10 protein-coding genes and 2 pseudogenes are annotated in these 8,360 nt (G+C 60.0%); 2 read left to right on the top strand and 10 right to left on the bottom strand.

The window, feature by feature from the left end; all coding sequences use genetic code 11:
- Positions 1-225: 225 nt before the first annotated feature.
- From NUV89_RS29810 to NUV89_RS05845, 10 genes and pseudogenes are all read right to left on the bottom strand, one after another.
- Positions 226-438 (bottom strand): annotated as a pseudogene (locus NUV89_RS29810) (DUF3330 domain-containing protein); the annotation flags it as partial.
- A gap of 134 nt (positions 439-572) precedes the next feature.
- Positions 573-809, bottom strand: coding sequence for a broad-spectrum mercury transporter MerE (gene merE, locus NUV89_RS05880; protein WP_017849613.1), 237 nt, complete (start codon positions 807-809; stop codon positions 573-575).
- Positions 802-1,128: pseudogene (merD, locus tag NUV89_RS05875) on the bottom strand (mercuric resistance transcriptional repressor MerD); the annotation flags it as partial. The pseudogene merD and the gene merE, both read right to left, overlap by 8 nt.
- A 151-nt stretch (positions 1,129-1,279) precedes the next feature.
- Complete coding sequence (locus NUV89_RS05870; protein ID WP_223198360.1) at positions 1,280-2,149, bottom strand: HD-GYP domain-containing protein; 870 nt, start codon at positions 2,147-2,149, stop codon at positions 1,280-1,282.
- Between the two features lie 91 nt (positions 2,150-2,240).
- The gene (locus tag NUV89_RS29805; RefSeq protein WP_306419109.1) at positions 2,241-2,507 is read right to left on the bottom strand and encodes a DUF3391 domain-containing protein; all 267 of its coding nucleotides are present in this window, start codon (positions 2,505-2,507) and stop codon (positions 2,241-2,243) included.
- 156 nt (positions 2,508-2,663) lie between these two features.
- Entirely contained in the window at positions 2,664-3,044 is a 381-nt protein-coding gene (locus tag NUV89_RS05865) for a hypothetical protein (RefSeq protein ID WP_001054412.1), read from the bottom strand.
- Entirely contained in the window at positions 3,041-3,367 is a 327-nt protein-coding gene (locus tag NUV89_RS05860) for a hypothetical protein (RefSeq protein WP_000091614.1), read from the bottom strand. Before NUV89_RS05860 ends, NUV89_RS05865 begins: the two co-directional genes overlap by 4 nt.
- Before the next feature lie 23 nt (positions 3,368-3,390).
- Complete coding sequence (locus NUV89_RS05855) at positions 3,391-3,726, bottom strand: hypothetical protein (protein WP_000741275.1); 336 nt, start codon at positions 3,724-3,726, stop codon at positions 3,391-3,393.
- Positions 3,727-3,740: 14 nt separating this feature from the next.
- Positions 3,741-4,076, bottom strand: a complete 336-nt coding sequence (locus NUV89_RS05850; RefSeq protein ID WP_001172026.1) for a helix-turn-helix domain-containing protein — start codon at positions 4,074-4,076, stop codon at positions 3,741-3,743.
- Entirely contained in the window at positions 4,057-4,434 is a 378-nt protein-coding gene (locus NUV89_RS05845) for a type II toxin-antitoxin system RelE/ParE family toxin (protein WP_003151133.1), read from the bottom strand. Before NUV89_RS05845 ends, NUV89_RS05850 begins: the two co-directional genes overlap by 20 nt.
- A 191-nt stretch (positions 4,435-4,625) precedes the next feature.
- Between NUV89_RS05845 and NUV89_RS05840 the strand changes: the two genes are divergently transcribed.
- Together NUV89_RS05840 and NUV89_RS05835 are read left to right on the top strand one after the other, a co-directional pair.
- Positions 4,626-5,228 (top strand): recombinase family protein, encoded by a 603-nt coding sequence (locus NUV89_RS05840; protein WP_010465829.1) that lies wholly within the window; start codon positions 4,626-4,628, stop codon positions 5,226-5,228.
- Entirely contained in the window at positions 5,212-8,241 is a 3,030-nt protein-coding gene (locus NUV89_RS05835) for a Tn3 family transposase (protein WP_065761565.1), read from the top strand. Before NUV89_RS05840 ends, NUV89_RS05835 begins: the two co-directional genes overlap by 17 nt.
- Positions 8,242-8,360 lie beyond the last annotated feature (119 nt).

The following is an 8,360-nucleotide window of genomic DNA, read 5'->3' as shown; positions in this document are numbered from 1 at the left end:
GGGGGTTGGGGAGCAATGGAACTGAAAACCAACGTAAGCCGAATTAGAGTTCGTTTTACTCGTCAGCGACTGCGAATTAACGAACTTTGATTCGTGAGAAAGGTTTATTGCACTGATTTTCGGGTGTTGGTGACCTTTCCTCGCGATAGCGGAAACGGTTTCATAAAACGGTCGTTTTTCGAAACTATCCAGACGTTGCAAGGGTTTGCGGGGCAGCGACTGAGCTTAAGTGCACTTTCTGTTCCGTTGCTCCCCCAACCCCTTATCCGCGCGCGATATGAAGCGCTGATAGCATTCAAGGCCACAGAAGTGCACGACGTACTCGGTACCTTCCGGCGTCAGTGCGGCGTCAAGGGAAATTTCCTTGCAACATTCGCAGCAACTGATAGTGGGGGTGTCGTTTGCGTTCATGATGGGGTTTCTCCATCGTCCAAGAAAACCTAGTAACTCTTCCACACCTGCGATCGAACCTGCGCGCAGATCGACCTGCGGCTGGCAGTGCAGCAACAATTCCCAACGCTCCCAAGCCTGCCGCAACTCGGCAGCGGAGACCGCGCCGTGCTCCGAGCGGGTCACGCCCGCTTCCGAAAGGCCCGTAGAGCCGCTCTCAGGAAGAGGACGAAGAGAACCGTCAGCACGAGCGTCGCGAGGCTCCAATGCTCGCTGACGAAGGCCCCGGCCGCAGTCCCCGAGAGCAGTAATGCCAGCACCGGCAGATGGCAGGGGCAAGTGAGCGCGGCGAGCACACCCCACGTGTAGGCGTGCCAGCGGGGCATCTTGATTGATTCGGATTGGTTGGTATTACGCATGGGTGTGACCTTCGATGGCACGATGAGTCAGCCCGGCCAACTCCGTTTTCACTGCGTCTAAAGCTGCCAGCCGGGTCGCGATTTGCCCAAGCAAGCGGTCGATACACCCGATCACATCGGTACTATCGTCTGCATCGAGCGCTCGACAGAGCCGCGCCAATTCGTCGAGCCCGATACCGGACTCAAAGGCGGCACGTACGAAGCACAGCCGCGCCAGGGACCGCTCATCGAAAATGCCGTAACCGCTTTCCGTGCGCCGCGCGGGGTGCAGCAAGCCGCGCAGCATATAATCTCGGACTATATGGGGATGTAAGCCGGAACCCCAGAAATTTCCGTCACCCTAGTTGGGTGGGCTCAACACTCGTGTCACCAGCTACCTTCTGGAGAATCGAGCTCGGCCATCCCTCCCTGGACGGGCATCGCTCGACGATGTTCAACGGCTCCCTCACGGGGCCGTCGTTTTGTGGGGGCTATTCCATCCACAAGTCGTCGAGGTTCTTGAAGTTCCAGAGCGTCGGGTCTTCGGGGCCAGTGATACTGTCCTTGCAACTCGTGGCCGCCAGGTCGATGGTCTGCATCGGGATCGGCTCTCTCGAGCGTAGCGAGAAGAACACGCGAACCTTGGGAGTCAGCAGTGATTCCATTCCCGGCTCAACGACAACGGCCAGACGCTGAGAGGACAGGCGAACCAAGGAGCCGACGGGGTAGATGCCCACGGCCTTGACGAAGGCGTGGAAGATGCGTTTGTCGAAATGGCCCTCCCACTTGGCCATCTGCCGCATCGCCGCGGACGGGTCCCACGGCTTTTTGTAGGCTCGCTCCGACGTCACGGCATCATAGACGTCGCAGATTGCGCCCATGCGGGCCAGGAGTGAAATGGCGTCACCGGCCAAGCGATCCGGGTAGCCGGTTCCGTCGATCTTCTCGTGATGGTGCAGGGCAATGTCCACCACCCCGGGCTCGGCCCCGCCTGCGCGCAGCATCTTTGCGCCCTCCACAGGGTGGCGCTTCATGATGGCGAACTCGGCATCGGTGAGCTTGCCTGGTTTGTTAAGCACTTCCAGCGGCATCGCGGCCTTGCCTAGGTCGTGCATCAGTCCGCCGATGCCAGCCAGGCGCGTTTGCTCCTCGTCTAGATCGAGATGCCGGGCCAGCGATAGCATCAGGGCGCAGACGGCAACCGAGTGCAGGTAGGTGTAATCGTCGTGCGTTTTGATGCGTGCGACGCTGATGAGGGCATGAGGTTGGCGCAGCACCGAGGCAGCGATTTCTCCGACCAGCGGCAACGTCGTGCTTGGGTCGACGGCCTTGCCAAGCCGGGCTTCCTGGAACATGTCCATGACTTGGGACTTGGCCGCAAGACAGAGTTTCCGTGCATAACACATTTCGCTCTCCATTGAGGTTGCGCCGTCACTTTTCTTGCTTAGTGGACTAGACGGCAGAGATTGCTCCTCCGACAATTCTCTGGGCTCTGGGCTCTGGGCTCTGGGCTCTGGGCTCTGGGCTCTGGGCTCTGGGCTCTGGGCTCTCTGGGCTCTCTGGGCTCTCTGGGTCGACTTGGCTTTTGGCCAAGTCGACCCAGACCTCCCCGACGCCACATTCTCGAATGGCAGAGAGATCCTGAGGCTCGGTCAGCAGGAAGCTGCCGCGCCAGAATGGGTGTCGAACCCAAGAGCCGGCGAGCTTGTGGATGTACATGCCGAGACGAAGCTCGGATACGGGAATGCGTTTTACCAACTTATTTTCCTTTCTGAGTTGGGTGGTTAGGCGTGCGCCGAGGCTGGCACCCAGCGGTAGAGCGGAGGTAAGGTCACGCCAAGATTCTTGGATCAGCCGGAACCGCCGAAATTTCCGTCAGCCGATCAACATGGCTTTGTCTCGCGCTCGGTCGATGCGTTCCTGCATCGCCTGCATGACTTCTTCGTGGGTGTACGACTTGGCGTTGGGGTCGTCGGCCTCTCGGAGAGCTTCCTCGACCTCGCGGGTCATCCGCGCATATTCTTCCGGCCACAGCGCTTGCTCCATGCGCAGCGACGCCTGCCCAAGCAGGTGCAGCAGGCCGAACAGCCGCATGTCATTGGTGGCGACGACGTGCTCTCGAATCCGCTCCTGGATCACCTCGCAGGCCCGATGCGCCTCTGGCGTCGCCGTGCCCTCGTAGCCGGCTGGGAGTTCTGCTTCTTCAGCGATTCGCGCCCAAGCGATAGCCAGCGCCTCGATGGTGGACAGGTTCATTTGCTCATCCACTTGCGCAGCAGACGCTTTTTCAGGGAGGCGCGCTCTTGCGGATTGCGTCCCTTGTGGTTGGCAATGCGATCCGCCGTGGCGGCCTGGCGCTTGATGGGCCAGTAGGAGCGGCCATCCTTACCCATCGACCAGACGTTGCTGACCTGGTTTTCCAGTAGAGGCAGATGGGCGCATAGAGCTTCCGGCGACGCGCTGGCCAGCGCGGTGCGCTCGTGGGTTCGCCAGCGCTGATGCCAGAGTTTCTTGTCCTCGCGCTCGCTACGGCAGGTCGTGTGCCCAACGATGGGCGTTTTGCGGCGGCTGCGGCTCATGATGTGGTTGTCTCCAAGAACATTCAGGACAGGCTTTCTGGGTAGAGCGCCGTCAACCGGGACAGGGTTTCTTGCACTTGTTCCAGCGAGGTCATCAGATGATCAACCTGATCCTGAAGATCCACGGCGAGATCAAATAGCTCAGCCACTCGGCTGCGTGATCCCTCGTTGAACGCGGCCATTGCCAGTTGATGCAGCTTCAACAGGTCGGTGCGCAGTTGCGGAGGTGCGCCGTCTGCGCTGTCATTCAAATCGCCGCGCAGCACGTCCACGGCATCGACTGCACGCAGCAGTGCCGTGGTATCGAAATTCTCGGGAGTCAGTTCGTCCCATTCGTCGTCGGTGATGCGGGCTGCCATCAGGAGAGCTCCGATTAAGCGGTTGCGAGCGTTAGATGCCCGATCGGCTCGGCTGCTGGCCGTACCTTGATTTCGATGTCGTAGCCGAGGCGATTCAGACAATCCATCAGCTTGCGTTCGGATAGATTGGTGAAGTCGCCGCGCATCATGCCCGACACCTTCGGTTGCGGGATGCCCATGCGTTTGGCCGCCGCTTGTTGAGTCAGCCCAAGGGCGCGCATGGCCCTCCTGATCTCGACCACCAGGCCGGTCTTGATCTTGAGCTTTTCAGCGTCAGGCAGTCCAAGGTCGGCAAAGACGTTGCCCGAGCTGCGCTGAACCTCGACGCCTTCAATGATTCGTTTTTGCATTTCGTAGCTCCTGTGCCAATACCTCGGCCACCTTCAGCCGAGCGCGGATGATGTCCATGTCGGCCTTTGGCGTGGCGATTCCGCTCTTGCTCTTCTTCTGGAAGCAGTGCAGGACGAACACCGCTTCCGCAAACTTGACCGTGTATACCGCTCGATAGGTGCCGCCGGCATCGTCTTCGACGACCTCCAGCACGCCGGCACCACCGAACCCCTTGAGCACCTTTGCTGCGTCATCCTGATCGCCTATCTGCGCCAACGAGAGCGCGTAACCGAAACGGCGACGCACGTCGGACGGCAACGCCATCAAATCCTTGTGGCTGCTCGCGATCCATTCGAGCGGTTTTTCTTTGTTTGTCATGACGGAATTTTATACCTGTTCAGGTAATGATGTAAACGCGGCAACCTCAAGGAGGTGTCGTAAAACATTTGTTTTGCGACAGGCTGTCAGCCGCCGCTGTGCTACCTGTGCAACACCCCCTCAAAAATGTACGGAAAACTCTATCGCTATTCACTATTATGCGGAAACCTGTTTTTGATGGTTATCCGCCTATGTTGGTTGGCTACATGCGCGTGTCGTCGGACTCCGACCGCCAGAGCACGGACTTGCAGCGCGACGCGCTGCTCGCCGCCGGCGTCGATCCGCGTCACCTGTTTGAGGATCGTGCCTCTGGCGCGAAGGATGACCGTGCCGGCTTGGCGCGGGCGCTTGAGTTCGTTCGAGCCGGCGATGTGCTGGTGGTGTGGAAACTCGACCGGCTCGGTCGCTCGCTGTCGCACCTGCTCGCCATTGTGACTTCGCTCAAGGACAAGCGGGTGGCGTTCCGCTCGCTGACAGAGAACCTGGACACTACGACGCCCTCGGGCGAATTCCTGTTCCAGGTGTTCGGTGCGCTCGCGCAGTACGAGCGCGCCTTGATTCAGGAGCGCGTCGTCGCGGGCTTGGCCGCCGCACGCAAACGCGGCCGGATCGGCGGCCGGCCGCAGGCGATCACTGGTGAGAAGCTGGACGCCATCGTCGCCGCGCTCGATGGCGGCATGTCTAAGGCGGCGGTGTGCCGCAACTTCAATGTCAAGCGCACTACGTTGATCGAAACATTGACGCGAGCAGGTTGGCGTGGTGCGGGAAGGACGGTCGATGAGCAACAAGAATAAGCTACTCACCGTCTTTTCTGACGCAGAGCAGGAAGCCTTGTACGGCCTACCGGACTTCGACGATGCTCAGCGGCTGGAATACCTGGCGTTGGCCGAATCTGAACTGGCGTTCGCCAGCAGCCGGCCTAGCCTGCAGGCCCAAGTCTATTGCGTCTTGCAGATCGGCTACTTCAAGGCCAAGCATGCTTTCTTCCGCTTCGATTGGCATGAGGTCGAGGACGATTGCGCCTTCGTGCTGAGTCGCTATTTCCACGGCGAAGCGTTCGAACGCAAGGCGATCACCAAGCATGAGCACTACAGCCAGAGGGGTCAGATCGCCGAACTGTTCGGCTACCGGTCGTGGGCGGCTAGCTTCCTGCCGCAACTGGCACAGCAGGCTGAACAGATCGTGCGGCGCGACGTAATGCCAGGATTCGTGGCCGCCGAACTGATCGTTTGGCTCAGCGAGCACAAAATCATCCGGCCCGGCCACACCACCTTACAAGAGCTGGTCAGTGAAGCCCTGTCCACCGAACGCAGGCGCTTGGGCGGCTTGCTGGCAGAAGTGTTGGACGAATCGGCCAAAGCTGCGCTGGGCCAGCTCCTGGTGCGTGACGACACCCTGTCTCAACTGGCAGCGCTCAAGCAGGACGCTAAAGATTTCGGCTGGCGTCAGATGGCAGGGGAGCGCGAGAAGCGCGCCACGCTGAAGTCCTTGCACGGGATCGCCAAGGCGCTGCTGCCCAAGCTCGGCATCTCGCAGCAGAACCTGCTGTACTACGCGAGCCTGGCGAACTTCTATACCGTCCATGACCTGCGCCACCTGAAGGCGGAGCAGACCCGGCTCTACCTGCTGTGCTATGCCTGGGTACGTTACCGGCAGCTCACCGACAACCTGGTCGACGCGATGGCCTTCCACATGAAAAAACTTGAGGACGAGAGCCGCACGGGTGCGAAACAGTCCTTTGTCGCCGAACAGCTGCGACGCCATCAGGAAACGCCGCAGGTTGGCCGCCTGCTGTCGCTGTACGTGGACGACAGCGTGGCCGATCCGACGCCGTTCGGCGAGGTGCGCCAACGCGCCTACAAAATCATGTCCAGGGAATTGCTGCAAAACACGGCGCAGCGCATGAGCGTCAAGCCACTGAACAAACTGGCGCTGCACTGGCAGGCGGTGGACGGCCTGGCCGAACGCATTCGACGCCATCTACGGCCGCTGTACGTCGCGCTCGACTTCGCCGGCACGGCCCCCGATAACCCATGGCTCGCGGCGCTGACTTGGGCCAAGAGCGTGTTCGCCAAGCAGCAGCGCCTATCACAACGGCCACTCGACGAATGTCCGGCGGCAACGCTGCCGAAACGCTTGCGTCCGTACCTGCTGATGTTCGATGCCGAAGGCACGCCGACAGGCCTGCATGCCGATCGTTACGAATTCTGGCTTTACCGTCAGGTCAGGAAACGCTTCCAGGCGGGCGAGCTCTACATTGACGATAGCTTGCAGCACCGGCATTTGTCCGACGAGTTGGTTTCGATGGACGAGAAAGCCGCCGTGCTCGCGCAGATGGACATCCCCTTCCTGCGGCAGCCGGTCAGTGCCCAGCTCGATGCACTGGCGGCCGAGTTGCGTGCGCAATGGGTGGCGTTCAATCGCGAGCTGAAACAGGGCAAGCTGACGCACCTGGAATACGACAAGGACACGCAGAGACTGACCTGGCGCAAGCCCAAGGGGGAGAACCAGAAGGCGCGCGAGCAAGCTCTCTACGAGCAACTGCCATACTGCGATGTCGCCGACGTGTTTCGCTTCGTCAACGGCCAGTGCCAGTTCCTGTCGGCGCTGACACCATTGCAGCCACGCTATGCGAAGAAGGTAGCCGACGCCGACAGTCTGATGGCGGTGATCATTGCCCAAGCCATGAACCACGGCAACCAGGTTATGGCACGTACCAGCGACATCCCGTACCACGTCCTGGAGAGTACCTACCAGCAGTACCTGCGCCAGGCGACGCTACATGTGGCCAACGATTGCATCAGCAACGCCATCGCCGCACTGCCGATCTTCCCGCATTACTCGTTCGACCTCGATTCGTTGTACGGTGCCGTTGATGGGCAGAAATTCGGCGTCGAGCGACCAACTGTGAAGGCGCGCTACTCGCGCAAATATTTCGGCCGCGGCAAGGGCGTCGTCGCCTACACGCTGCTGTGCAATCACGTGCCGTTGAACGGCTACCTGATAGGCGCACACGAGTACGAGGCTCACCACGTGTTCGACATCTGGTACCGCAACACGTCGGACATCGTGCCGAGCGCGATCACCGGCGACATGCACAGCATCAACAAGGCCAACTTCGCCATCCTGCACTGGTTCGGACTTCGTTTCGAGCCGCGCTTCACCGACCTCGACGACCAGTTGCAGGAGCTGTATTGCGCCGATGATCTGGCATTGTACGAGAAATGCCTGATCCGGCCGGCTGGCCAGATCGACCGGCAACTCATCGTCGGTGAGAAGGCGAACATCGACCGAATCGTCGCCACACTGGGCCTGAAGGAAATGACGCAGGGCACGCTGATCCGCAAGCTGTGCACCTATACGGCGCCGAACCCGACGCGGCGCGCAATCTTCGAGTTCGACAAGCTCATCCGCAGTATCTACACACTGCGCTACCTGCGCGACCCGCAACTGGAGCGTAATGTTCACCGCTCGCAGAACCGCATTGAGTCCTATCACCAGCTACGCTCGACCATCGCCCAAGTCGGTGGGAAGAAGGAATTGACCGGCCGCACCGACATCGAAATCGAGATCAGCAACCAGTGCGCCAGGCTGATCGGCAACGCGATCATCTTCTACAACTCGGCGATCCTGTCCCTGCTGCTGACGAAGTACGAGGCAGCTGGCAATGCCAAGGCGCTGGCGTTGATCACGCAGATGTCGCCAGCGGCCTGGCGGCACATCCTGCTGAACGGGCATTACACCTTCCAGACTGACGGCAAGTTCATCGACCTGGATGCGCTCGTGGCGGGACTGGAGCTGGGCTGACGGAAATTTCTGGGATTCCGGCGTACAACCCCATCTACCAGCATCTAAACAGGCGTTGTTGATTATCATAAAACACTGACACTGTATTATATAATCGTGCTTTTGTGTTATTTTTTTAA

Origin of the sequence: Pseudomonas sp. 18.1.10 (assembly GCF_024655625.1) — a bacterium.
Taxonomy (GTDB): domain Bacteria; phylum Pseudomonadota; class Gammaproteobacteria; order Pseudomonadales; family Pseudomonadaceae; genus Aquipseudomonas.
Note: the sequence above shows the minus strand (reverse complement) of the source record. Positions and strands in the feature narration are given on the sequence as shown.

What these genes read in the sequence shown, in the direction of transcription:
- NUV89_RS05860 (WP_000091614.1), bottom strand. Translation starts at nt 3,367, where the DNA reads ATGAGCCGCAGCCGCCGCAAAACGCCCATCGTTGGGCACACGACCTGC.
- NUV89_RS05835 (WP_065761565.1), top strand. Translation starts at nt 5,212, where the DNA reads ATGAGCAACAAGAATAAGCTACTCACCGTCTTTTCTGACGCAGAGCAG.
- NUV89_RS05840 (WP_010465829.1), top strand. Translation starts at nt 4,626, where the DNA reads ATGTTGGTTGGCTACATGCGCGTGTCGTCGGACTCCGACCGCCAGAGC.
- NUV89_RS05845 (WP_003151133.1), bottom strand. Translation starts at nt 4,434, where the DNA reads ATGACAAACAAAGAAAAACCGCTCGAATGGATCGCGAGCAGCCACAAG.
- NUV89_RS05850 (WP_001172026.1), bottom strand. Translation starts at nt 4,076, where the DNA reads ATGCAAAAACGAATCATTGAAGGCGTCGAGGTTCAGCGCAGCTCGGGC.
- NUV89_RS05870 (WP_223198360.1), bottom strand. Translation starts at nt 2,149, where the DNA reads ATGGACATGTTCCAGGAAGCCCGGCTTGGCAAGGCCGTCGACCCAAGC.
- NUV89_RS05865 (WP_001054412.1), bottom strand. Translation starts at nt 3,044, where the DNA reads ATGAACCTGTCCACCATCGAGGCGCTGGCTATCGCTTGGGCGCGAATC.
- merE (WP_017849613.1), bottom strand. Translation starts at nt 809, where the DNA reads ATGCGTAATACCAACCAATCCGAATCAATCAAGATGCCCCGCTGGCAC.
- NUV89_RS05855 (WP_000741275.1), bottom strand. Translation starts at nt 3,726, where the DNA reads ATGGCAGCCCGCATCACCGACGACGAATGGGACGAACTGACTCCCGAG.
- NUV89_RS29805 (WP_306419109.1), bottom strand. Translation starts at nt 2,507, where the DNA reads ATGTACATCCACAAGCTCGCCGGCTCTTGGGTTCGACACCCATTCTGG.